Genomic DNA, 22953 nt, shown 5'->3' on the forward strand with positions numbered 1-22953 from the left:
TGCCTCACCGCCCCAGCGCGGCGACGAGCCGGGCCACGTAGTCGACGTCGGTGCCCTCCTCGAAGCGCACCCGCGCTCCGCTCGCCGTTACCACCTCCAGCATCGACTCCGTCGCCGTGGGCCTCGTCGCGACCTCCACCGGCAGCAGGCGCACTACCTCTGCCTGACTGCCGTGCTGGCGTCGGCGCCGGTACACCCACGACTGCAACGTGCTGAGCCGCACGCCTCGCTGCGAGGAGAACGCTTTTTGCGTCAGTCCGCTCGCCTCGAAGGCTTCGGCGACCCGGAACCACTCCTGCTTCTCCACCGGCTTTGACATTCCCACCAGGGTCCTCGGCGCCGACTCCTCACTCAACGCCTCTCAGCACGTCCTTGGCCGGACGGATACGTATCCATCGCACCCGGTGCGGAAAGGACAACGTCCACTGACGGAAGGGCACGTGCGGCAGCACCCGCTCCACCAGGTGCACCGCCGTCACCTGCGCCCGCTTCGCGTTGCAGGAGGGGCACACCCCTCGCCCCTTGCACGAGAAGGCGACGAGCAGTTCGTCCTTACAACTCTCGCAGCGCACCCGCGCGAATCCGTGCACCAGCACGCCGCACTCCAGGTACCTGGCGAAGTCCCGCTCCACGTACCGGGGTAGGCCGCGCCCCACGTCGCTCGCCTCCGCCAGCAGCGGTGGCAAGGTTCTCCCTCACCGCCTCGTACAGCACCGTCCCCTCCGGCTGCCTCCGCCGGTACGCCCACCCCCGCTCCTCCACCTGCCCCTCCCCAAATCCACCTCGCCAGGGCACACGCTACCGTCAGCCTCCCACGGGCTTCTCGTGAGCCCTGCGAGACTGGGAAACTCGGGCCGCTCGCGCCCGTGAGCGGGTTGACCCTGTGTGGCCGCATGTGCCCCCAGTGTGCCCCTCAAGCGGGGATGAGAACGGGACAAGACGGGGGAAGACGGGATAGGGCGGACCAAACGAACCGACGTCAGATCAAGGCGATAGTGGGTAACAGCGCGCCCTGCTTGGGGTTTCCTATCGCCTTGGCCGTGGGTTCGATTCCCGCCGCCTCCACTTTTTAGTACGTCTTTACGGATGGTTAGCGGCTTCCTCCATCCGTGTTGCACGTATGTCGCACGCGGGCGCAAGCGGCAGGGGCCGGTCGAGAACACCGACCGCCTCTCGCCGCGTGTCGGGGCTCAGGTGGGCGTAGCGCTCGGTCATCTCGATGGTGACGTGTCCCATCAACTCCTGAATGACCTTGAGCGGAACGCCCCGCATGGCGAGGTGGCTAGCATTCCCTTCGAACTTCCGGCCCATTCCTCCCGTGCGCCTCCCATGCGAAATGCCACCCCTTTGAGGAGGCCGTGTGCCCATGAGAGTCGTCGTCGACCTCACCCGCTGCCAGGGGTATGCGCAGTGCGCCTTCCTTGCGCCGAGCGTGTTCAGGATGCAGAGCGGGGATGCGCTGCTGTACGACTCCAACCCCGACGACGCCCTTCGTGAGCAGATCAAGCGAGCCGCTGCGGCGTGCCCCGTCCAGGCCATCCACATTGGCGGGATGGGCACCCTGGCGGCGATGCGGAAAGAGCCTGCACAGCGACGGAAGCCCAGGGGGCCCGTGCGTCTCACCGACGCGGAAGCGGCGTTCAAGCGCGGTGGCCGCATCGTTATCGTCGGCGCATCCCTGGCCGGGTTGACTGCCGCCCTCATGCTCCGCACCCAAGGCTTTGCTGGGTCGTTGACCCTCATCGGGGATGAGGCCTACGACCCGTACGACCGGCCGCCGCTCTCCAAGCAGGTCCTGACAGGTTGGGTGAAGGCAGACCACACCCTATTGCCTTACAGCGACGAGCTCGATGCGGACTGGCACCTGGGAGTCCGTGCCATGGGACTGGACCTGGCCGGCAGGCAGGTCCTCCTTGCTGACGGGAACAGGGTCCAGTTCGACCGGTTGCTGATTGCGACGGGGGCGCGTGCCCGGCCGTGGCCCAACGACGCGGAGGCGTCGCTGGAGGGCGTAGAGGTGGTGCGCACCCGCGACGATGCGGCCCAGTTGCAGCGCCGTCTGGCCGCCAGACCCGGCCGGGTTCTGGTCATCGGCGGCGGGTTCACCGGCTCGGAGGTCGCCTCCGCGTGCCGCGAGCTGGGTCTGCCGGTGACCGTCACGGAGCGGGGGGCCACTCCACTGGTGGGGGCGCTCGGCGGAGTTGTCGGGGCGGTCGCAGCCGCCTTGCAACGCGACCATGGCGTCGACCTGCGCTGCGGCGTCACCGTCACGCGGCTGGAGGGGGATGCAAACGGGAGGCTGCGGCGGGCCCACTTCTCCGACGGCTCGACACTGAACGTCGACGTGGCCGTGGTCGCGCTAGGGGCGATCCGCAACGTGGAGTGGCTGCGCGACTCGGGGCTGGCGGTGACTCGATGGGGGGTGGCCTGTGATGCGGCCTGCCACGCGTTCGACATCAACGGCCTGGTGACCGGGAACATCTTCGTCGCCGGGGACGTGGCCCGCGTCCCTCACCCGATCTACGACTACCAGTTCCTGTCCCTCGAGCACTGGGGCAACGCGGTCACCCAGGCCAAAATTGCGGCCCACAACATGCTCAGCCCGGAAGCGGACCGCTGGCCACACCTGGCCATCCCCACCTTCTGGTCCACGCAATTCGGCGTCAACATCAAATCGGTGGGTGTGCCGACCTTCTCGGACGCGCTCGTCATCACCCAGGGCTCACTCGCCGAGCGCCGATTCGTCGCCGTCTACGGCTACAAGGGGCGTGTCACCGCCGCGGTCGCTTTCGACCAGCCCAAATGGCTGGAGTTCTACCAGGGCTTGATCGATGCGGCCGCGCCGTTCCCGCCCGCCTTCCGCACCGTCCATCAGCCCGCCGAGATGCGGCCCGTCCCTCCCGAATTTCCGAAACGGGCCGTGTCCGACCAGGAGGCCACCGTCATGGTCACCGGCCGTGAACCCTACGAGCGGCGGGTCCGGTGGGTGTACCGGCACCTTTGAGCCGAGTGTCGGCAGCCGCGTCACCCCACCCCTCCAACGGACTCAAGGAGACCGCTTCATGGCACAGGCCAGCATCTTCGAGCAGATCCTCGACCCGGCCAACCGGGCCAACCCCTACCCGCTCTACGCCGAGTTGCGGAAGACTCCCGTGGCGCGCGAGGCCGACGGCACGTACATCGTCAGCACCTACGATGAGATTGTCGCGTTGCTCCACGACCCACGGGTCAGCTCCGACATACGCAACCTCGTCCGGCAGGCCGGTGCCACGCCCTCCCCCCAGGAGGGCCCTCCAGGGCTGCCAGAGCCCTTCATCCGGCGCGACCCTCCCGACCACGACCGGCTCCGGAAGCTGGCGATGAGGCCCTTCGGGCCGCCGCACACCCCCGGACGCATTGATGCCCTTCGTCCCTGGCTGGTCGAGACCACCACGGGCCTGCTTGACGCGCTCGCGGGCAAGAACCAGGTCGACATCGTCGGCGACGTGGCCTACCCATTCCCTGTGACTGTCATCTGCAAGCTGCTGGGAGTCCCTCGCGAGGACGAATCGCGCTTTCACGAGTTGGCCGACGCGGGCATCGAGACCCTTGACCCCACCACAGGGACGATCGAGCAGCGAAAGGCCAAGCGCGACCGGACGAAAGCGGAGCTGGGGCAGTACCTCGCTGCGCTCGCCGATGCCCACCTGCGCCAGCCCGGCGGCGACCTGCTCTCCGGGTTCCTGACGGATAACGGCCCCAACGGGCGGATGTCGCGGGAAGAGGTGTTGAGCACCGCCGCGTTGCTGCTCGTCGCTGGCCATGAGACCACCGTCAACCTCATCGCCAATGGCATGCTCACCCTGCTGCGCCACCCCGGCGTGTTCGAGCGGCTGCGCCGCGAGCCCGAGCTGAGCATCCCGCTGGTCGAGGAGCTGCTGCGCTATGAACCACCGGTGCAGTTCCTGCCTGACCGCGTCACTCTGGCCGACATCGACATTGCCGGCACCACCATTCCCCAGGGCTCGCCGCTCGTGCTGATGCTCGCTGCGGGCAGCCGCGACCCAGAGCGCTTCGACGACCCCGACCGCTTCATGCCCGACCGGCCCAACAACTCGCACCTGGGCTTCGGCAGTGGCATTCACTACTGCTTTGGTGCACCGCTTGCCCGGTTGGAGGCACAGATTGCCTTGACCGAACTCGCCTGCCGCCTTGAGCACCCCAGGCTCGTTGCCGACCCGCCCCCCTACCGGCCCAACCCGACCTTGCGAGGTCCCCTCCACCTCCTCGTCGAGGTCGACGGCATCCGGGCGGCGGGCGTGCGATAGCGTCTGCCCCGGCTCACTGACCAAAGGCGACGGGCTTCGCCATGTTGCACGTATGTCGCAGGAACGTGCGGAATGGGCTGGAACAGGACGGGACGAGACGGGACGCGGCGGGATACCGACTCCTAAGCATTCCGGGCGGTTACGAGGTAAGGGCGCGATTCTGCTAGAGGTTTCGCACCGCCCGGCGCGGGTTCGATTCCCGCCGCCTCCAACTCTCACCGGCGGAGGCTGGTTGCTAACAGGCTCCGGCATGAAAATCTGCGCGGCCTCCGCTCAATATCTTGCCAGCCAGGGCACGCTTGAAGAGCCGTGGACGGTCAAGCAGGTGCTCCCCTGCGCCCCTGCGTCCTTCATTCACATCAACATCGCGTTCACCTCATCCGTGAACGCGTGCTCGTCATCCCCGTGCAGCACCAGCGGCGGCAGCACCGTCAGGTCCGCCCTGCCCGCCTTGACGGCATGGAGCAGCACCCGCTTCGCGGGCCGGTCCGCCAAGGGATGCACGCACCGCACGGTGCGCGGCTCCAACCGGTGAAGCCTCCGCACGGACGTCAGCTCCCCGAACCGTGACGCCGGATACACCATGAACAGCGCGCCGCGCGGCACCAGCAGGTGGTCCGCGGCGCGCACCACGTCCTGGAGCTCACATGTCAGCTCGTGCCAAACAATCACCTTCTCCATGGACATGCTGCTGCGTCCGGATGCTCGCGTCCGATACGACGGATTGCACAGCACGTGCGCGAAGCTGCCCGTGCACCCCACCGCCGCCAATCGAGTCCAGCGTCTCCCCTGGTCCTGGCTGGAGTTCGAGCGGAACACGCCGGGGCTTGTCCTCCGGCGGGCTTGGGCTCAGGACCCGCACGCCAGGAGGTCAGACTTCCCGGTCCAGGTAGAGCAGCCCCGCTGGTGGCAACGGTTCGACTCGAAGGGTGCTGGGTGGCAGCGTCGCCTGTGCCTCCATCACCGCGCGCACCTCCCACAGCGGCGGCGGATTGAGGGCGAAGCCCGCCTGGAACATCCCCGACTCCACGCCCTGCACCAGCGCTTCCATCCCCTGCACCGGGTACACCTGCGAGTGCCCCGGCGCCTCCGGGTCCTTGATGCCCAGCACGGTCCGCAGCACCAGCGCGTTGAGCAACGCCAGGTCCAGGCTCCGCAGCGTGGGATTGCGCGGCGCCCCCTTCAGGTGCGCCAGGTCCAACCCCTGACGGAACCGAAGGATGCGGCCTCGGCCTCCCGGCAACACCAGCAGCACCGCGTGGTGCCCGGTGATGAGCGTGGCCAGTCGCTCTCGCGCCACCGCCAGACCGCGCGGGGTATTCAGGGGCTCATCCAGTTCGTAGACGCGCGCATACGCCGTCACCAGCGTGAGGAACGTCTCCTCCTTGAAGGTCTCCACGCCCTTGAGCGCGCGGTGGATGGGTAGCAACTCCAGCCCCGGGTCGGACAGCGGAACCACGGCCGCCAGCGTCGGGCCGCGCTCGTTCAACGCCGCCAGTGGGCGCATGGGCGCTTCATCCAGCACCGCTTGGAGCCGCTTCGACACGGGGGAAGGCTCGATGCGCCGCAGCGACAGGGTGTTCTGTCCGTAGCGCCCTTCCCACACGACGATGGCGCGCTCGGAAGCCTCCGCGAGCAATCCGCGCAGCACCCCATGGTCATCCGCGGTCAGCGTGATAGCGGGCTCCGCTTCCCAGGCCCTGGGCCGGTACGGGTCATGCTCCAGCGAGGCGCCCGCATCCGGGTTCAGGGCACACAGGAGGAAGCGCACCGGCGGGCCGCCGAGCTTGCCGGCGGGCCCCTGCACCTCCACCAAGTACATCGCGGGGCGTGAGTCCCTCAGCAGCGCGCCCGAGTCCCGCATGCGCCGCAGCTCCGCCGTGGGATTGGCTGCCTCCAGCAGGGGGCGGACGTGAGACGGCTGGGGCACCGCATTGCCACGCGGCACGTAGCCGCTGGGCTCCAGCGAGGAATCCAGCGAGCCAAGAAGGGCCGAAAATGGATTGACGCGCGCCATGTCGGGGGGAAGGTGGTGCCTCCTGCCCCGCCGTGCCATGGCGCTCGCCAGGTTGCTCCAGGCCGCGTCTACCACCAGACGTTCGTGTACGGCCGGTCCTTCTCTGAGCGGCCAGCCATCTTCAGGGCGGAGCGGTCCACGCTCTCCTCCCACAGCAGGCTCACCGTGGTGATGGCCCCCGCCGAACCGAGGAACGACAGGACGTACGGCGTGGACTGATCGAAACCACCCAGCACCACGCCGGAGAGGAGCAGCACCACCGCGCCCACGCCACCGCCGAAGATGTTGGCTCGGACGATTTGGGACGGCGTTGGGTTGTAACGCATGGTGGCCAGCGCCAGCGCGCCCGCGCCGATGCCCGGCGCCAGCAGCAGCGTGTCCCGCCACGTCTTGCCGGACACGGGCGTCCCGGAGAAGTGGATGATGGCCAACAGCAGCGCCGAGTAGGCCGCGCCCCAGCCCGCACCGGACGAAATCAACAAGCCGTCGTTGAGCGGAAGCTGGCCGCCGCCAATGCCCGCCGTGAGCCACGCGCCCAGCTCCGCGCCCAGGAAGGCGGACCACGTCAGGATGCCCGCGTCCTGCGTGAAGAGGTCCATCAGGCCCGCGGTGAACATGCCGCCCACCACCGAGTTGGCGATGCCGAAGTTGGCCATGGGGCGGTCCACCCAGTTGTTGAACTGCCACCACGATGAGGCACCGAAGCCCAGGCCCGCGCCGATGAGCGTGCCCGCCAGCATCGCCTCACGCGAGCTCTTGTCGAAGTTGAAGTCGCTGGCGAACGCCTGCGTGAAGAAGCCACCCAGAGCGCCCAGCGTCGTGTGATGCACGATGAAGCTGAAGCTGCCCGGACCGGAGAGGAACGGGCCCTGGCGCGGCCTGCCGTCCAGCATCACCCCTGTGTCCTCGATGGGAGGCACGCCCCGCTTCGCCATGGCCCGGTCGTCCGGCGTCAGCGGCGACTGCGGCTTCGTCCGCAGCGAGTCCGGATCCGGAGGCAGCGTGGGCGCGTCGCTCGCCGTCGCGGAATCGCCCGGATAGCGAGCCGGGTCCTGCGCATTCGACGGGGGATAGGCATTCTGCGCCGGGGGATAGCCCTGCGGCGTCTGCGGCTGCGCATACGGGTCCACCGGCTGCTGCGTCTGCGGCGGCTGCGCGTACGGGTCCACCGGCTGCGTGGACGACGGCGGTTGCGCATACGGATCCGCTGACGGCTGCTGCGTCTGCGGCTGCGCATACGGGTCCACCGGCTGCTGGGTCTGCGGCGGCTGCGCATACGGGTCCGCGGGCTGTGCGGACGCCGGCGGCTGCGCGTACGGGTCCGAGGGCTGCTGCGTCTGCGGCGGCTGCGCATGCGGGTCCGCGGGCTGCTGCGGCGCCGTCTGACGATACGTGGGCTGCGGAGGGGCCGCATAACCCGCGGGGGCAGACGGAGGCTGCGCAGACCCCGGGGATGGATAGGTTCCGCCAGCCTGCGCCTTCGCGGGCTCCGGAAGGACCAGCGCGAGAGCGAGGGCGGTGATGGGGAGATAGCTCCAGCTTCTCAATGATGACACGCAAGGACTCCTTCGGTCCGGCCGGACGGCAGAAAACCACAACCTGTCCTCGGGTGTCGGAAATTGGAGCGCCATCCGACCTTCCCTGTCCCCTCGTTCACAGCCACGCACTTCTTTTCCTCCGCGACGCGAATACGGCTCGCGTATCAGTGAGGCCCCATGCCTGAAGGCTTCTCGTGGTCCGAACTCGGCGTCGATTCGGCGCGCGTCCAAGTGGTGAAGGACCTCCCCCTTCCTTCCGGCCGCCGCGACTTCGTCCTCTACTGGTGCATGGTCAACCATCGCGCCGAGCAGAACCACGCGCTGGATGCCGCCATCGGTCTGGGCAACCACCTGGGCCTGCCCGTCGTCGTCTACCAGGCCATCCGTCCGGACTACCCCCATGCCTCCGACAGGCTCCACGCCTGGGCCCTGGAGGGGATGATGGACATGGCCACCGGCTGCGCCGCGCGCGGGCTGCCCTACTGGCTGGAGCTGCCCCGGACCTCGAAGGAGCACCGTCCCCGGCTGGCCCAACTCGGCCGGCGCGCCGCCGCCATCGTGTCGGACCTGTTCCCCACGTACATCATCCCGGGCCACCTGCGTGGCGCCGCCAAGGCCCTGGACGTGCCGCTGTTCTCCGTGGATGCGTCATGCGTGGTGCCCATGCAGCGCATCGCCACGCGGCAGATTGGCGCCTATACCTTGCGGCCCAAGCTGAAGAAGCTGTGGCCGGAGTACCTGGACCGCGCCGTGCCCAACCGCGCGGTGAAGGCCGCCGCGGCCGGACGCAAGCTGGAGCCGGACTTCGCCACGTCGGACGCACGCGAGGCCCGCGAGTCCCTGGACGCCTTCGACTTCGACCATTCGGTGGCGCCCATCAAGGAGCGCGGAGGACGCAAAGCGGGCCTTGAGGCGCTCCAGGCCTTCGTGCACCAACGGTTGGAGGGCTATGACGAAGGCCGCAACGACCCGGGCCTGGCGCGACAGTCCAACCTGTCCCCCTTCTTCCACTGGGGCAACCTCTTCGCGGGAGAGGCCGCGCGCGCCGCCATCCGCGCACGCGGCGCGCAGGATGCTTCGGTGCAGGGCTTCCTGGAGGAGCTGCTCGTCCGCCGTGAGCTGGGCTTCAACTACTGCCTCCACACGCCGGGGCCGCAGCAGCTCTCCGTGGCCTCCCTGCCTCCGTGGGCGAAGGAGACGCTCACCCGCCACCAGAAGGACGCGCGCGAGCACCGCTATTCGTTGAAGCAATTGGAGACAGCGCGGACCGCGGACGGCTTGTGGAACGCGGCCCAGCGCGAGCTGGTGGAGCGTGGCCGCATCCACAACTACCTGCGCATGCTGTGGGGGAAGAAAATCCTGGAGTGGACGCCATCCCCCCAGGAAGCGCTGCAACGCATCGCGTTCCTCAACGACAAGTACGCGGTGGATGGCAGGGACCCCGCAAGCGTCGCCAACTTCATGTGGGTGCTGGGACTGCATGACCGCCCCTTCCAGGAGCGGGAGGTGCTGGGCAAGGTGCGGCCCATGAGCTCCCTGCGCACGGCGACCAAGTACAACCTGGCACCCTACCTGGAGCGCTGGGGCCGCCCGGAGGACCCACCGGTGAAGCTCAAGCGCGTTCGCAAGGCGGCAGGCACGTGAGCAAGCCTGTTGACATCCGCGCGCCCAAAAGTGACACGGCGGTTCCATTCCCGCTCCGGCACGGCTAAACGCTCGAAGCGGGACACCGAGATCAGGAGCCAGCCATGGGAATGATGAAGTTCGATATCCCCCACTCCCTCCCCAAGGAGGAGGTCAAGCAGCGCGTCGATCAGCTGCTCCAGTACTGGGGCGGCAAGTACGGCGTGAAGGCGGACTGGCAGGGGGAAGGCGCGAAAATCGTCGGCAAGGTGATGGGCATCCAGATGGACGCCTCGTTCGTCATCACCGACAAGGCCGTCGAGGGTGAGGGCACCGACCCTGGCATGCTGCTGCGCGGCCAGGCCAAGAGCTACCTGCAGAAGAAGTTCGGCTCCGTGCTCGACCCGAGCAAGAGCCTGGACCAGGTGAAGAGCAGCCTGGACTGACGTGAAGCCCGGGACGCGGCCCCTGCCTCAGCGCAGGGGCTGCTCCTCCAACGCGGCCAGGGCGTAACGCGCCGCGCGAGAGATGGCATCCGCCGAGTCCGGCATCTCCGGGTAGTGCCCCGCGAGGGGACGCTGCGGGAAGCGAAGCTGGGCAATGGCGTTTCGGTAGCTGCGCCGCGCCGCCTCATGGTCCTGCGTGCGCTCGTGCACCTGCGCCAGGAGGTAGTGGCCAATGGCCAGCGTGGGCTCCAGGAACAGGGCCTTGCCCAGCTCGGAGCGCGCCTCGCTCAACTCCCCTGCTTGCAACGCGGCGACCCCGCCGAACACCCGCGCCTCCACGCACAGCGGCTCGCGCTGAATGGCCTGCGCGAAGGCCTCGCGCGCCTCGGGGATGCGGCCGGTGAGAGAGAACAGGTTGCCCAGCGTCAGCAGCCCATCCAAGTCACTGGGCTCGTCCGCGAGCAGCCGCTGCACGCCGGCGATGGCCGCCGAGAAATCCCCCTGCGACATCTTCCGCACCGCCATGGCCAGACGCTCCGCCGGAGGCAGCAGCGTGGGCCAGGCGGGCACCTCCATGGTGGGCGCGCGCGGCGTGGTGGCCACGGCCGGAAGCTCGGTGGTGATGCGCGGACGGGCGGAGTCCACGCTCCCCACCGTGGGCAGCTCCGCGGTGACACGCGAGCGCACGGCGCTGGGAGGCGGCGGCGCGGCGATGGCCGGCAACGGCGAGTGAGGCGACACCGCGGGCAGCCGCCCCGGCACCACGGAACGCGGACTGGAAGAGGCGCCCACCGCCGGCAGCGTCACGCTGGGCGAGCCAGGCGCCGCCACCGACGACGCAGACACCGCGGGCAGCCGCGTCGTCAACGGGACGTCCGCGGGCTGCATCCGCTTGCGCAGGTCCGCGGTGAACGCGTCCACGGGCACGGGCCTGCGCGCGGCGACGTCGGGCTCGCCGGGATACGGGGTGATGCGCAGCGGCGGCGCCCGCATGCTCTTGTCGTCCAGCGGGCGGCGGTACACGAACGCCCCATCGACTTCGATCATCTCGAAGCGGTCGTAGACCTTGAAGAGGCTCTCCGAGTACCCCAGGAACAACAACCCGCCCGGCCGCAGCGCGGCGAGGAAGCGGTCCATCAACCCGCGGATGGTGGGCAGGTCGAAGTAGATGATGACGTTGCGGCAGAGGATGAGGTCCAGCGACGACAGGGCCACCTTGTCGAAGACGGGAACGGCCAGGTTCTGTCCGTCGAAGCGGATGTACTCACGCAGCGCGGGCAGCGCCTCATAGCCCTCTTCCACGGGCCTGAAGAAGCGAGTCAGCCGCTCCTGGTTGATGCTGATGGCCCGCCGCGAGGTGAAGCGCCCCTGCTTCGCGGCCTCCACCGCGGCCAGGTTGAGGTCGGTGGCCCACAGGTCCACCTCCAGCGACAGCGCGCCCAGCTCCGCCAGCACCATGGCCAGGCTGTAGGGCTCCTCCCCCGTCGCGCAGCCCGCGGACCAGATGGACACCTTGCGCATCTCGCGCCGCGAACGGGACACCAGTTCCGGCAGCACGCTCTTCTCCAGCGCGCGGAACTGCTTCCCGTCGCGGAAGAACTCCGTGTGCCCCACCGTCACCAGCGGCAACAGCGAGCGCAGCTCCTCTTCGCCACCGGCGCCCGTCAGGCGCTGGATGTAGTGCTCGGGCTCATCCAGGCCCAGCACGGGCATGCGCGCGGACAGCGCCAGCCGGAGGCTGTGGAAGCCATCCGGCGTGATTTTCAGCCCCGCGCGCTCCAGCAGCAGCGCGGCGAGTTGCTGCAAGACTTTCTGGCTCGCCGTCAGCACACGTCCACCCACTGCATCAGCGCCGCGCCAATCCGGCTCAGTGGCAGCACCTCGTGCGCCGCGCCCATCAATACCGCCTCGCGCGGCATGCCCCAGACGACGCTCGACGCTTCGTCCTGGGCAATGGTCCGACCGCCGCGCTCTCGAATCTCCTTCAACCCTCGCGCCCCGTCGCGCCCCATGCCCGTCAGGATGACCCCGATGCAGCGCGGGCCGAACGACTCACCCGCTGAAGTCAGCAGCATGTCACAGGACGGCCGGAAACCGCGAAGTGCGGGGCCCGCGTCCAGCTCCAACCTGCCCTCGGGTCGGACCAAGAGGTGACTGCCCGACGGAGCGATGTACACCGTGCCCGGCGCCATGAGCACGTCATGTTCGGCCTCCAGCACGCGCAGCGCCGTTTCATTGGACAGCCAGTGCGCCAGCCCTTCCGTGAAGCCGTCACTGATGTGCTGGCAGTAGGCGATGGGCGCCGGGAAGGCGCGCGGAATCATCCGCAGCACCTGCGCCACCGCCTTGGGGCCGCCCAGGGACGCGGCGATGGCCACCAGCGGATACGGCGGAGGCGGCTTCGTCTCACGCGCCGCTTGCGGTGGCGGCCGCGTCTGCACCTGCCGCACCGCCTTCACCTGCGCCAGCAGCACCAGCTTGCGCGACACATGCGCCCAGAACTCGGGCCCGGGATTCGCTGGACGCTCCAGCACGTCCAGCGCGCCCGCCACCATCGCCTGGAAGGCCTCCTGGCCGGACAGCACGCCCGGGTGCAGCGCCAGCACTGGCACTGGCCGCTCCACCATGACGTGCTCGATGGCGGGCAGCGCGTCCAGCGCGCTCAGGTCCACCAGCACCACGTCCGGAAAGTGCCGCTGCACGGCCACCAGGGCGCCGGCGAAGTCCACTTCCGCCGGCCCCACGGGCACCAGGGATTCCCCATCGAACAGGCCCCGGGCCGCGAGCGCACGCAGCCCCTTGCCCACCATGAGCACCCGAAACGCCATTCCTGCGACTGCCGCGCCACCGCCCAAGCCTGGCTCCTCAGGTCAGCCGGTCGATGGCCTGCGCGAGAACCTCCACGCCCAGCTCGCCCTTGACGAGGTACGCGTCCGCGCCGGCATCCAACCCGCGCCGCTTGTCCTCGGGTGAGGCGAGCGACGACAGGATGATGACCGGAATGCGAGCCACCGCGGGCGTCGACTTGAGCCGTCGCGCCAGCGAGAACCCGTCCAGCTTGGGCATCTGCACGTCCGTGAGGATGAGGTCGTAGGTGTTGTTCTGCACCTTCACGTAGGCCTCTTCGCCGTCCTGGGCTTCCTCCACCGAGTGCCCCAGCGCCTTCACCAGCGCCCCTTCCGTGGCGCGGGCAATGGGCGAGTCATCCACCAGCAGCACCCGGAGGCGCTTGGCGGCGGGGGCCTGGGTGACGGGGCGGGCCATGCGGCGCACCTCCGCCATGATGTCCGGGACATGGAGCAGCACGGCGATGCGCCCGTCCTCCAGCGCCGCGGTGCCGGCGATGAAGGGCGCGGCCTTGAGGAACTCGCCGCCGCAAGGCTTCACGGCCACTTCGCGCTCGTCCACGAAGCCGTCCACCACCAGCGCCGCGTGGTCCTCGCCGTGACGCACCACCACCGCGGGTGGCTTGTCGAAGCGATTGCCGCCGTTGAGGCCCAACAGCGGCCCCAGCGCCACCAGCGCCGTGGGCTTGCCACGGTGCCGCACGGCCAGCGTGCCGAAGATCTCCAGCCGGTCATCCGGCTTGACGCGCATGACGGCTTCCACGTCCGCGGCGGGCATGCCGTAGACGTCGTCCCCCAGGCGCACCAGCAGCACCTTCATCAACGCCAGCGACTGCGGCAGGCGCAGGGTGATGGTGCTGCCACGGCCGATGCGGCTGTTCACGCCCACCGAGCCGCCCAGCGTCTCCACCTTGCGCTTCACCACATCCATGCCCACGCCACGGCCAGACAGCTCGCTGACCTGGTCGCGGGTGGAGAAGCCGGGGCGGAAGATGAGCTCGATGGCCTCTCGCTCCGACAGCGCAGCGGCCTGCACCGCGTTGATGAGGCGCTTGGAGATGGCCGCCTGACGCAGCCGCTCCGGGTCGATGCCGCGGCCGTCGTCCTCCACCTCGATGTGGAGCATGTCGCCGTCCACGCGCACGCGGATGCGGATGCGGCCGTTGAGCGGCTTGCCCAGCTGCTGGCGCGTGTCCGGGGACTCCACGCCGTGGTCCACCGAGTTGCGCAGCAGGTGCACCAGCGCGTCGCGCACGTCGCCCAGCATGGACCGGTCCACGCCGATGTCGGCGTTCTCGATGACCAGGTCCACTTCCTTGCCCTGCGTGCGCGACATCTCGCGAACGGCGCGCGGGAAGGCGTCGAACACGGTGGACAGCGGCACCAGCCGGGCCTCGGCCACGTGGTCCGCCATCTTCGCCAGGTTGCCGTGCAGCGTGTTGATGCCGTCGTCGTTGCGGCGCACGAAGCGGAACGCGTCGTCGCGCAGCATGTGGAGGTCGCTCTCCACGCGGTCCAGCTGCTCACGCACCTCGTTCGAGATGTCGATTTCTTCCGCCAGCCGGAGGAAGCGGTCCCCCAGGCGGCTGAAGCGCTCGAACAACGCCTCCGTCTCCGAGCTGCGAAGCCGGCCACGGGCGCTCTCCACCAGCAGGTCGCCCGCGAGCAACCCCAACGCGTCGAGCACCTCCACGTTGACGCGGATGCTCCGGTCGGCCACCGCGGACTTCGCGGCGCTCGGGGCCTCCTCGTCACGGCCATGCGCGGCAGCCGGGTGATGCGCGGTTGCAGCGGCGTGCGCCACCGGCTCGGCCACGGGGGCCTGCGTCGGGGGCGCTGCCACCGGAGCCTGCACCGGCGCGGCGACGGCCGCCGGTGCCACCACGGGCGCGGCGACAGGGGCCGGCGGCGGTGCCGCGGGCCGTGCGCCAGCGATGGCGGGCGGCGTCTGTCCGGAGACTTCCGCGAGCATGCGGACCATCTCCTCGCTGGCCGAGTTGCCCGTGTTGGCGCCGGACAGGTCTTCGTTGAGATCGGAAAGGACGTCGCACGCCCTGAGCAGGACGTCGGTGGCCACCTCCGTGGCCGTCTTGCCCTCGCGCTCTGCGCGCAGGACGTCCTCGGCGGCGTGCGCCAGCTGCCCGATGGCGGCCAGACCCAACATGCGGGCCTCGCCCTTCATCGTGTGCAGCTCGCGCGCGACGTCCTCCGCGGCCTGGTCCGCGGTCTCCTTCTCCAGGTCCAATACCCCCAGCTGAATCTTCTGGAGGCGGTCTGCGGTGACCTCCTGAAACTTCTTCAGGAGGGATTTCTTGAGAGCCTCGGTGTCCATGGCCGGCGTACGCCCCTCCCCTTCCAGGAAGCGCTAGTCGGCCTTGAACCGCTTGATGAGCTCGGCCAGCCGTCCGGCCAACTGCGTCAGCTCCGCGGCCGCGCCCGTGGCCTGCTTCGAGGCCTGCGTCGTCTGGCGCGTCACATCCTCGATCTCCGCCATGGAGGCCACCACCTGCTCGGTGGCCGTGCGCTGCTGCTGCGTGGCCAGGTTGATGACGCGGGCCGCGTCGCTCGTCTCCTGGACGCCGGCGAGGATGCCTTCCACCGCCTGCGCCGCCACCGCGCCCAGCTTCTCACCGGACTCCGTGGCGGACTTGGACGCCTCGGCGGCGCCGGCCGCGGCGGCCGTGGCCTCGCGAATCTCGGTGATGAGGTTCTTGATCTCCTTGGTGGAGTCCAGGACGTTCTCCGCAAGACGCCGCATCTCCGCCGCGACGATGGAGAAGCCCTTTCCGGCCTCACCCGCGCGGCTGCCTTCCAGCGCCGCGTTCAGCGCCAGCAGGTCGGAGCGGTCGGCAATCTCGTCGATGACTTCCACCACCGTGCCGATGCGCTCCACGCGCTTGGACAGCTTCGCGATGGAGTCCGCCACCGCGACGCCGTCGCTGCGGATCTGCTGCATGGCCTGGATGAACTCGCCAATGGCGCCCCGGCCCGCGCGCGCCGCGCCCAGCGTCTCTTCCGCCACGCGCGCCACGCTGCCCGCGTTCTCGGCGATCTGCGCCGACGCGTGCTTCAGCTCTTCCATGGTGGCGGTCGTCTCGTGGATGGCCGCCGCCTGCTCCGTGGAGGACGTCTCATGCTGCGTGGAGGCCGCCAGCACCTGATTGGCGGACGAGGACAGCCTCAGGGCCGCCTCGTTGATCTCCCGCACGAAGGTGCGCAGCGTCTCAATGACCTTGCCGAAGCCCTCCAGCAGGGGCCCGAGCTGCGGGTCTTCGGTGGTGGTGTTCCACCGGGACAGGTCGCCCTCGCGCACCAGGCCGATGAGCGCGTCCAGCGCCTGGTCGATTTCCTGCGCCGCCACGTGCTTGCGGTGCTCGGAGGCCGAGAACTGGTCCAGCACCTGGTTGAGCAGGTGCGCCAGCTCCGCGCCGGACTCACCGACCAGCTCCTTGGGCACGCGGGCCTGGAGGTTGCCGGACAGCACCGTCAGCAGCGTGTCGGTGATGGCCTTGGTGGAGGAAGAGGTCGACGCCGCGTTCGTGGCGCCGGCCTTGGAGGCGGGGGCCTTCCGGGCGCGAGCCTTGCCCGCGGGCTTCTCGTTGGGGGTGTCCAGGGACATGTGTCTCAGTGCCTTCCTTGAGTCCTTGCGGTTTCGACCAGATCGATGAGCAACACGGTGCGGGCCTCTTCCAGGCACACACCGACTGCGTAGGCTGCGGCGCCGGCCGTGGGAGGCATCCGGCGCAAGGAATTGACGGGGATGGAGCGCACGCCGTGCACGGCGTCCACCTTGAGGTGGGCTTCACCCTCCGGGGTGTCGAAGACGATGGCGCGGTTGCCCCGGTGGGGCAGCCCCAGCTCCGGCAGCGTGAGGTCCTCCGGCAGCGCGCGGTCGATGCGCAGCACCTGGGACGCATCCGTGCCGTAGAGCGTGGCGCCGATGTCGAAGAAGAGCAGATCCACCTCTTCCTCCTTCTCGTGGAAGGCGTCGTCGTTCACCGCGCCACCGCCCGCTGCCGCGCCGTCTGGAGCAGCTTGGAGAAGTTGAGGAGGTTGATGGCTTCCTGGTTGCCGCTGGCCTGCACCACGCCCAGCAGGTGCTCGGCCGCGGCGTCACCGCCCAGGGGCGGTGGGAGGATGTCCGCCACGGGAATGCGGCGCAAACCCAGCACCGTATCCGCGACGACTCCGGCCACGTAGCTGCCCGTGACGCCGACGAACAGGCGGGTGCGCGGGCCGATGCGGGCCTCTCCCTTGGAGAGGAAGCGCAGCAGGTCCAGCACCGGAAGCACCTCGCCCCGGTGGCCGGTGACGCCCATGATGAAGGACGGGGTCCGGGGCAAGGGCGTGAGCAGACCGGCCCGAAGCACTTCGAGCACGTTCTCACTGGGCACGCCCAGGCGGAGGTCGCCCACGCGGAAGCAGAAGAACTCCTGCTCCGGCCGGGCCTGGGCGGCCAAGGCGCGGTCCGGAGCCATCCGGAGTGCTCGCTGGAGGGGAGTCGAGGTCGTGGTCAAGGCGCCAAAGTATCCGGAGGCGATGAATAGCGGTCAAGAGGACCTGACGACCAGACCGCCTGGTCGCCGTTTCGATGGTCCGCGCTGCACCAAAGGTGTAGGGTTCCACCGCGAAGCCCTTGAGGAGGACGATGTCGCGCGTACTGGTCATTGATGACAGCCCGATGCTGGTGGAGCTCACCGTCCGGGCGCTCACCGCCGCCGGCTACCAGGCGAGCGGCGCGCAGGACCTTGCCAGCCTCGAGCAGAAGCTCGCCGAGGGGCCGTTCTCGCTCATCCTCATGGACGTCAACATGCCGGAGATGTTCGGCGACGACGTCGTGGAGTACCTCCGCCGGCAGAAGAAGGTCACCGCGAAGCTGGTCCTCTATTCCGACATCTCCGAGGCGGAGCTGGACGGAAAGACGAAGGCTTCGGGGGCGGACGGCTACATCCTGAAGAGCGGTGGGCTCGAAGCCGTGCTCGGCGGGGTCATGGGTCTCATTGGCCCCCCCGCCCTGGGCATCCCCACCGCCGTGCCCACTCCGGCCGCGGCCCCCGCGGCGGCGCCCACCCCGCCGGCTCCCGCGGCCCCTGCCCCCGCGGCGGCGGCCGGCCTCAAGCCGGCTCCCACCACGGGCGGGCGCAAGCCGCGCATCCTCATCGTGGATGACAGCGAGATGACGGCCCGCATCATCGAAGCGGACCTGGTGGCCAAGGGCTTCGAGGTCCACGTCGCCGACACCGCCGACAAGGCCACGAAAATCATCCTCAAGAAGCAGACGCGTCCGGACCTGGTGCTGCTGGACGTGCGCATGCCCAACGTGAACGGCGAGCAGTTCTGCCGCTTCATCAAGAGCAACAGCCTCTTCAAGGGCATCAAGGTGCTGCTGTGCTCGGGTGAGAACGTCGAGGAGTTGCAGCGCATCTGCCGCGAGGCGGGCGCCGACGGCTACATCCCCAAGGACGCGGTGATGGGCAACCTGGTGGCCAAGGAGCTGATGCCCACCGGTAACGAGTAGTCCCCAGGGGCCGCGTCGCGGCCCCTCTTGGCGTATTGCCCCCGAGGCCGCGCCACCTGCCTCCCGAGGACGGAGCGCCCACCGGGCCTCCCGGCCGACGGAGGAAGGAACGCCCTCCCCCGCCCCCGGGCGCTACCGGAGCCCGGCCGCGTTCTCGCGCTCTTCCAGCCCGCGCGCGAAGTTGCCCACGATGAGCCCCGGGCGTGCCGCCTTCAGCCGCTGAAGCAGCGTGCGGATGCCCACCGGCTCTCCTCCCGCGCCGCGCTCGCGCGCCACCTCCAGGTACTGCAGCGGGTCGATGCACAGCGAGCGCGTCTGCACCTGGTCCACGCGGTACTTCTTCACCAGCCGCTCCAGCGCCCGCACCTCGCCCTCGCGGTCGGTGACGCCGGGGAACAGCAGCAGGTTCAGCGCCAGGTACGCGCCGCGCTCACGCGCCAGGGCGATGGAGGCCTCCACGTCCTCCCAGCCGTACTTCACCGGCTTGTAGTAGGCCTCGTAGAGGTCCTTCACCGCCGAGTTGAGCGACACGCGGATGGCATCCAGCCCCGCGTCGAAGAGGGCCTCCAGGCCGCGCGTGAGGCTGGCGTTGGTGTTGATGTTGATGGAGCCCGCCTGCGTGCGCGCCCGCATGTAGCGGATGGCCTCGGCAATCTGCTTCCAGCGCGTAAGCGGCTCGCCCTCGCAGCCCTGGCCGAAGCTCACCATGGTGCGGCCCGGCGCGTGCTCCAGGTGGAAGAGGCCAATCTGGCCCATCTCCTCACCCGTGGGCCCGTCATCCATGCGCTCGTGCGACGCCGGTGGGCCGTCCGCCGGCTGGTCGGAGATGCAGCCCACGCAGCGTGCGTTGCACATGACGGACGCGGGGATGGCGGCCTCGTCACGCACGTAGAAGGTGTTCTGCGACGTGAAGCACCGATAGAGCATCGCGCACGTCTTGAGCTGCTTCAGCACCCGGTTGTCCGGGAAGCGCGCCATGTGCTTCGCCACCAGGTCCTTCATGTCCGGCGTGGAGAACCGCTCCGGGTCCCAGTGGGAGCGACGGTCGGTATGGATGGCCCACGCCACCGGCCCCTCTCCCACCCAGGCCGCGGCGGTGTACGCCCACTGCGGCAGCACGGGGCCACTGCCCTTCACCTCGCCGGGGAGGAAGGTGCGCGTGTAGCCGGGGGGCAGCAGCGCGCCCACTGCGTTGGGGACAAACGTCTTGCCCCCCACCTTCATCTCGCGGACGAGCTCCAGCTCCCCCGTCTCCGGATGCAGGCCCACCGGGAGGCGCCCTGGCAGGTGGACGAGCCGCCCGGCGGACGGCAGCGGAATGGGCTTGTCCTGCGGAGGAACGAGCTCTTCGCCGCTGCGCAGCGTGGCGAGCAGGTACGGATGTTCCATCACCCGTCCCTTGGGGTCCGCGAATAGGAGCTTCGGAGCAGACGTCATGTCCCTGGTAACTAACACGAGCGGCGCACGCTTCATCACGCATCGCATCCAACGCCTCGCGTCATGTCTTCAGGGGTGTTTGACGCAAATGGCGCTCATGCCGGGCTGTCCGCCCGCGCCTTGATTCCCCCTTGGGCCCTCGTTAGGGTCCGCGCGCTTTTTTACGTCCCCTCTCGGAGGCAGTCGTGATCGTCGGAGTTCCCAAGGAGATCAAAACCCGCGAGTACCGCGTCGGCATGGTGCCGGCTGGCGCCGCCGCCTTCATCGCCGCGGGTCACACGGTCCTGATCGAGACGAACGCCGGCGTTGGCTCCGGCATCCCCGATTCGGAGTACCAGCGCGTCGGCGCACAGATCGTCTCCACCGCGGACGAGGTCTGGAAGCGCTCGGAGATGATCATCAAGGTCAAGGAGCCCATCGCGCCCGAGTACGCGCGCATCCAGCCCGGCCAGGTCATCTATACGTACTTCCACCTGGCCGGCGTGGACCCGGAGCTGACCAAGACGTTGCTCCAGAAGAAGGCCGCGGCCGTGGCCTATGAAACGCTGCAGCCGGACGACGGCAGCCTTCCGCTGCTCAAGCCCATGAGCGAGGTGGCCGGAAAGATGGCCATCCAGGTAGGCGCCAAGTGCCTGGAGCGGGCCCACGGCGGCAAGGGCATCCTCCTGGGCGGCGTGCCCGGCGTGCGCCGGGGCCGCGTCACCGTCATCGGCGGCGGCGTGGTGGGCCTGTGTGCCGCCAAGGTGGCGGTGGGCATGGGCGCAGAGGTCACCATCATCGACGTCAACATGGAGCGCCTCACCTACCTGGATGACGTGTTCCTCGGCCGCGTCGGCGTGCTGGCCTCCGACTCGGAGAGCATCGCCCGCTCCGTGCGCGAGGCCGACCTCGTCGTGGGCGCGGTGCTCATCCCCGGTCGCAAGGCCCCGAAGCTCGTCTCCGAGGCCCTCATCTCGGAGATGAGCCCGGGCTCCGTGGTGGTCGACGTGGCGGTGGACCAGGGTGGCTGCATCGAGACGTGCAAGCCCACCACCCACGACAACCCCACGTTCGAGGTCCACGGCGTCGTCCACTACTGCGTCGCCAACATGCCCGGCGCCGTGCCGCAGACGTCCACCTACGCCCTCACCAACGTCACCCGCCCCTATTCGCTCATGATCGCCAACCAGGGCCTGGCGGCGGCCGTGAAGGCGGACCGCGCCCTCTCGCGTGCGCTGAACACCTACAACGGCCACGTCACCTACGAGGCCGTCGCGAAGGACATGGGCTACCCCTACATGCCCATCGCGGACGCGCTCGCCGGCAAGTAAGCCCGGTAAGCAGGCAAACGACGCAGTCCCTGGCGGGGAGGTTCGGATGGCGACATCCGGCCTCCCCGTTCGTTATCTCTGCTAGGGAATATGTTTCCCTGGCCGGCGTCGTGTATTCCCGAAGCGGGCGTCCGGGCGGGTGTCGTGGGATGCCGTTGTTGCCCTGGTTGTTCCCGTGCATACATTTGGCGGGTAAGCGACAACTCATTCCCCTTTTGTTTCGGGCCCTTGGAAGGCGGGACATGTTGGATTTCAGGCAACCCAACCGGACGAAGCAGGAATTCGAAGAGCTGGCGCTAGCCCATCTGGACCCGCTCTATTCGGCGGCGCTGCGCCTGACGAAGAACGAGCGCGACGCCGAGGACCTGGTGCAGGACACCTGCATGCGGGCGTACCGCTTCTTCGACAAGTTCGAGCGCGGGACGAACATCAAGGCCTGGCTCTTCAAGATTCTCACCAACACCTTCATCAACCGCTACCGGCGGAAGGTGAAGGAGCGCACGGTGGTCGAAGGCGTGGAGCGCGAGGCCGTCCACGAGCGCTTCGTGAGCCGGGACGCGACGGACTTCGCGGCCAACCCCGAGCAGTACTTCTTCGACCGGCTCCTGTCGGACGACGTGCTGCGGGCCATTGACGCGCTGCCCATCGACTTCCGGCTGGTGGTCATCCTCGCGGACCTCCAGGAGTTCTCCTACAAGGAGATCGCGGAGATTCTCGAGTGCCCCGTGGGCACGGTCATGAGCCGCCTGTTCCGCGGACGCAAGCTCCTGCAGAAGAACCTGCGTGAGTACGCCGAGGGCCAGGGCGTATTCCGGCATGACGGTGAGCCGGTGAACGCCCCCGCGGACCTGGAAGAGTATCGCCACAGGAAGAAGACAGGGTAGAAACCCGTTCCTAGCGCGCGCCATGAACTGCCAGGACCTCGAACGGCTGCTCTATCCGTACCTCGACGGCGAATTCCAGCCCGAGGAACGAGTGGACCTCGAAACCCACCTCTCCGGGTGCGCTGATTGCCGGCGCCGCGCGGAGGAAGAGAAGCAGATGCAGCAGGCGCTGCGGCGAGCCGCGCGCCACTCCGTTTCGGGCATGCGGGCCCCCGCCTCGCTCCGGGCCGGCATCCAAGTGGGCCTCAAGCAGGAGCAGCGCCGCGTCCAGTTCGGCGTCTGGCTGCGCGCCGGGGCCATGGCGCTGGTGGTGGTGACGGTGGGCGGCGGCTGGGCCGCGTTCCACGCCGAGCAGCGCCTGAGCGCGGCCAGGACGGAAGCGGTGCAGCGCCACAGCAAGAGCAAGGCGCTCCCCTTCGAGATTGCCTCCAACGCGCCGGAGCAGGTGGAGGAGTGGTTCAAGGACAAGGTGGATCCGCGCATCACCGTCCCGCAGATTCCCAAGGCCAAGCCGCTGGGCGGGCGCATCTCCATCCTCAACGGCCGCGAAGTCGCGTACATCAGCTACGAGACCCTTCCCGACAACGAAGGTGAGCCGAGCCGCCGCTTGGGCGTCTTCGTGCTCCCTGGCAACGACGAAGTCTCCATCCCGAAGTTCCAGGCCCTGCAAGCCGTGGAAGTGGACTCCGCGCAGGGCTTCAATGTCGTCACCTGGCGCGACGATGAAATCGTCTACGAGATGGTGACGGACATGGACGAAAGCGACATCCGCCGGATGCTCGCCGAGCGCGACAGTGGTGAGAAGCTCGCGCGCAAGTCCGCGCCGGAGGCCGACGAGCCGCTGTATTCGCTCCCGCCCGCGCCTCGCGCGCCACGCTCCCGGCCTCCCATCTCCGTCGAGCCCGTGACGTACCCGACGTACCCTCAGTGACGGAAACGTCGGCTGTGTGACGGCGCTTGCCCGCTCCCCGGGCAGCCGGAATTCCGCCTGGTCCGAACATTGACGCTCCCGCGCATGGCCGATAGC

20 protein-coding genes and 1 pseudogene are annotated in these 22953 nt (G+C 69.0%); 8 read left to right on the forward strand and 13 right to left on the reverse strand.

Going from position 1 to position 22953, the window contains the following annotated elements:
- Nucleotides 1-4: 4 nt before the first annotated feature.
- From tnpA to BHS09_RS20765, 3 genes and pseudogenes are all read right to left on the reverse strand, one after another.
- A complete protein-coding gene (tnpA, locus tag BHS09_RS20755) occupies nt 5-319 on the reverse strand; it encodes an IS66 family insertion sequence element accessory protein TnpA (RefSeq protein ID WP_140787622.1) in 315 nt (104 codons plus the stop codon).
- A gap of 28 nt (nt 320-347) precedes the next feature.
- Nucleotides 348-686, reverse strand: coding sequence for a transposase zinc-binding domain-containing protein (locus tag BHS09_RS20760; RefSeq protein ID WP_140798692.1), 339 nt, complete (start codon nt 684-686; stop codon nt 348-350).
- Between the two features lie 394 nt (nt 687-1080).
- Nucleotides 1081-1284: pseudogene (locus BHS09_RS20765) on the reverse strand (tyrosine-type recombinase/integrase); the annotation flags it as partial.
- Nucleotides 1285-1366: 82 nt separating this feature from the next.
- On the opposite strand from BHS09_RS20765, the gene BHS09_RS20770 reads away from it, so the two are divergent.
- Both BHS09_RS20770 and BHS09_RS20775 read left to right on the forward strand, forming a co-directional pair.
- Nucleotides 1367-3004 (forward strand): FAD-dependent oxidoreductase, encoded by a 1638-nt coding sequence (locus tag BHS09_RS20770; RefSeq protein ID WP_140792466.1) that lies wholly within the window; start codon nt 1367-1369, stop codon nt 3002-3004.
- 58 nt (nt 3005-3062) lie between these two features.
- Nucleotides 3063-4307, forward strand: a complete 1245-nt coding sequence (locus BHS09_RS20775; RefSeq protein WP_140798693.1) for a cytochrome P450 — start codon at nt 3063-3065, stop codon at nt 4305-4307.
- A 354-nt stretch (nt 4308-4661) separates the two neighbouring features.
- Here BHS09_RS20775 and BHS09_RS20780 read toward each other — a convergent pair whose 3' ends face one another.
- From BHS09_RS20780 to BHS09_RS20790, 3 genes are all read right to left on the reverse strand, one after another.
- Entirely contained in the window at nt 4662-5126 is a 465-nt protein-coding gene (locus tag BHS09_RS20780; RefSeq protein WP_237079730.1) for a tRNA1(Val) (adenine(37)-N6)-methyltransferase, read from the reverse strand.
- 52 nt (nt 5127-5178) lie between these two features.
- A complete protein-coding gene (locus BHS09_RS20785) occupies nt 5179-6324 on the reverse strand; it encodes a DUF1015 family protein (protein ID WP_174259422.1) in 1146 nt (381 codons plus the stop codon).
- 68 nt (nt 6325-6392) lie between these two features.
- Nucleotides 6393-7880: a hypothetical protein gene (locus tag BHS09_RS20790; RefSeq protein ID WP_237079731.1), complete on the reverse strand. Its 1488-nt coding sequence runs from the start codon at nt 7878-7880 to the stop codon at nt 6393-6395.
- 159 nt (nt 7881-8039) lie between these two features.
- On the opposite strand from BHS09_RS20790, the gene BHS09_RS20795 reads away from it, so the two are divergent.
- Together BHS09_RS20795 and BHS09_RS20800 are read left to right on the forward strand one after the other, a co-directional pair.
- Nucleotides 8040-9506 (forward strand): deoxyribodipyrimidine photo-lyase, encoded by a 1467-nt coding sequence (locus BHS09_RS20795; RefSeq protein ID WP_140798694.1) that lies wholly within the window; start codon nt 8040-8042, stop codon nt 9504-9506.
- Nucleotides 9507-9610: 104 nt separating this feature from the next.
- Complete coding sequence (locus BHS09_RS20800) at nt 9611-9931, forward strand: polyhydroxyalkanoic acid system family protein (protein ID WP_011554140.1); 321 nt, start codon at nt 9611-9613, stop codon at nt 9929-9931.
- A gap of 27 nt (nt 9932-9958) precedes the next feature.
- Here the strand turns inward: BHS09_RS20800 and BHS09_RS20805 are convergent, their stop codons facing one another.
- Genes BHS09_RS20805 through BHS09_RS20830 form a run of 6 tightly spaced genes read right to left on the reverse strand, consistent with a single transcriptional unit; the run spans nt 9959 to nt 17255 of the window.
- Entirely contained in the window at nt 9959-11761 is a 1803-nt protein-coding gene (locus BHS09_RS20805) for a protein-glutamate O-methyltransferase (protein WP_140801118.1), read from the reverse strand.
- A complete protein-coding gene (locus BHS09_RS20810; RefSeq protein ID WP_140792511.1) occupies nt 11755-12759 on the reverse strand; it encodes a chemotaxis protein CheB in 1005 nt (334 codons plus the stop codon). Before BHS09_RS20810 ends, BHS09_RS20805 begins: the two co-directional genes overlap by 7 nt.
- A 37-nt stretch (nt 12760-12796) precedes the next feature.
- Entirely contained in the window at nt 12797-15109 is a 2313-nt protein-coding gene (locus tag BHS09_RS20815) for a hybrid sensor histidine kinase/response regulator (protein WP_140792513.1), read from the reverse strand.
- A gap of 33 nt (nt 15110-15142) precedes the next feature.
- Nucleotides 15143-16396: a methyl-accepting chemotaxis protein gene (locus BHS09_RS20820; protein ID WP_140792515.1), complete on the reverse strand. Its 1254-nt coding sequence runs from the start codon at nt 16394-16396 to the stop codon at nt 15143-15145.
- Between the two features lie 5 nt (nt 16397-16401).
- Complete coding sequence (locus tag BHS09_RS20825) at nt 16402-16776, reverse strand: CheW domain-containing protein (protein ID WP_140792517.1); 375 nt, start codon at nt 16774-16776, stop codon at nt 16402-16404.
- Entirely contained in the window at nt 16773-17255 is a 483-nt protein-coding gene (locus BHS09_RS20830; RefSeq protein ID WP_011554146.1) for a chemotaxis protein CheW, read from the reverse strand. The genes BHS09_RS20825 and BHS09_RS20830 overlap by 4 nt, the downstream gene beginning before the upstream one ends.
- A 170-nt stretch (nt 17256-17425) precedes the next feature.
- Here BHS09_RS20830 and BHS09_RS20835 point away from each other — a divergent pair, with 170 nt between their 5' ends.
- On the forward strand, nt 17426-18295 hold the full coding sequence (locus BHS09_RS20835) for a response regulator (RefSeq protein ID WP_140792519.1): 870 nt from the start codon (nt 17426-17428) through the stop codon (nt 18293-18295).
- A 132-nt stretch (nt 18296-18427) separates the two neighbouring features.
- Here BHS09_RS20835 and BHS09_RS20840 read toward each other — a convergent pair whose 3' ends face one another.
- A complete protein-coding gene (locus tag BHS09_RS20840) occupies nt 18428-19732 on the reverse strand; it encodes a radical SAM family protein (protein WP_140792521.1) in 1305 nt (434 codons plus the stop codon).
- A gap of 185 nt (nt 19733-19917) precedes the next feature.
- On the opposite strand from BHS09_RS20840, the gene ald reads away from it, so the two are divergent.
- The 3 genes from ald to BHS09_RS20855 all read left to right on the forward strand — a co-directional run bounded on the left by ald (nt 19918) and on the right by BHS09_RS20855 (nt 22857).
- Nucleotides 19918-21042, forward strand: coding sequence for an alanine dehydrogenase (ald, locus tag BHS09_RS20845; protein ID WP_140798697.1), 1125 nt, complete (start codon nt 19918-19920; stop codon nt 21040-21042).
- 242 nt (nt 21043-21284) lie between these two features.
- Entirely contained in the window at nt 21285-21926 is a 642-nt protein-coding gene (locus BHS09_RS20850) for a sigma-70 family RNA polymerase sigma factor (RefSeq protein WP_011554150.1), read from the forward strand.
- A 22-nt stretch (nt 21927-21948) separates the two neighbouring features.
- Nucleotides 21949-22857: an anti-sigma factor family protein gene (locus BHS09_RS20855; protein ID WP_140792525.1), complete on the forward strand. Its 909-nt coding sequence runs from the start codon at nt 21949-21951 to the stop codon at nt 22855-22857.
- Nucleotides 22858-22953 lie beyond the last annotated feature (96 nt).

This window comes from Myxococcus xanthus (assembly GCF_006402735.1).
In the GTDB taxonomy this organism is placed as follows: domain Bacteria; phylum Myxococcota; class Myxococcia; order Myxococcales; family Myxococcaceae; genus Myxococcus; species Myxococcus xanthus_A.

Excerpts from the sequence above, each read along its gene's own strand:
- tnpA (WP_140787622.1), bottom strand. The coding sequence starts at position 319 with ATGTCAAAGCCGGTGGAGAAGCAGGAGTGGTTCCGGGTCGCCGAAGCC.
- BHS09_RS20770 (WP_140792466.1), top strand. The coding sequence starts at position 1,367 with ATGAGAGTCGTCGTCGACCTCACCCGCTGCCAGGGGTATGCGCAGTGC.
- BHS09_RS20775 (WP_140798693.1), top strand. The coding sequence starts at position 3,063 with ATGGCACAGGCCAGCATCTTCGAGCAGATCCTCGACCCGGCCAACCGG.
- BHS09_RS20785 (WP_174259422.1), bottom strand. The coding sequence starts at position 6,324 with ATGGCGCGCGTCAATCCATTTTCGGCCCTTCTTGGCTCGCTGGATTCC.
- BHS09_RS20795 (WP_140798694.1), top strand. The coding sequence starts at position 8,040 with ATGCCTGAAGGCTTCTCGTGGTCCGAACTCGGCGTCGATTCGGCGCGC.
- BHS09_RS20800 (WP_011554140.1), top strand. The coding sequence starts at position 9,611 with ATGGGAATGATGAAGTTCGATATCCCCCACTCCCTCCCCAAGGAGGAG.
- BHS09_RS20810 (WP_140792511.1), bottom strand. The coding sequence starts at position 12,759 with ATGGCGTTTCGGGTGCTCATGGTGGGCAAGGGGCTGCGTGCGCTCGCG.
- BHS09_RS20815 (WP_140792513.1), bottom strand. The coding sequence starts at position 15,109 with ATGGACACCGAGGCTCTCAAGAAATCCCTCCTGAAGAAGTTTCAGGAG.
- BHS09_RS20820 (WP_140792515.1), bottom strand. The coding sequence starts at position 16,396 with ATGTCCCTGGACACCCCCAACGAGAAGCCCGCGGGCAAGGCTCGCGCC.
- BHS09_RS20830 (WP_011554146.1), bottom strand. The coding sequence starts at position 17,255 with ATGGCTCCGGACCGCGCCTTGGCCGCCCAGGCCCGGCCGGAGCAGGAG.
- BHS09_RS20835 (WP_140792519.1), top strand. The coding sequence starts at position 17,426 with ATGTCGCGCGTACTGGTCATTGATGACAGCCCGATGCTGGTGGAGCTC.
- BHS09_RS20840 (WP_140792521.1), bottom strand. The coding sequence starts at position 19,732 with ATGACGTCTGCTCCGAAGCTCCTATTCGCGGACCCCAAGGGACGGGTG.
- BHS09_RS20850 (WP_011554150.1), top strand. The coding sequence starts at position 21,285 with ATGTTGGATTTCAGGCAACCCAACCGGACGAAGCAGGAATTCGAAGAG.
- BHS09_RS20855 (WP_140792525.1), top strand. The coding sequence starts at position 21,949 with ATGAACTGCCAGGACCTCGAACGGCTGCTCTATCCGTACCTCGACGGC.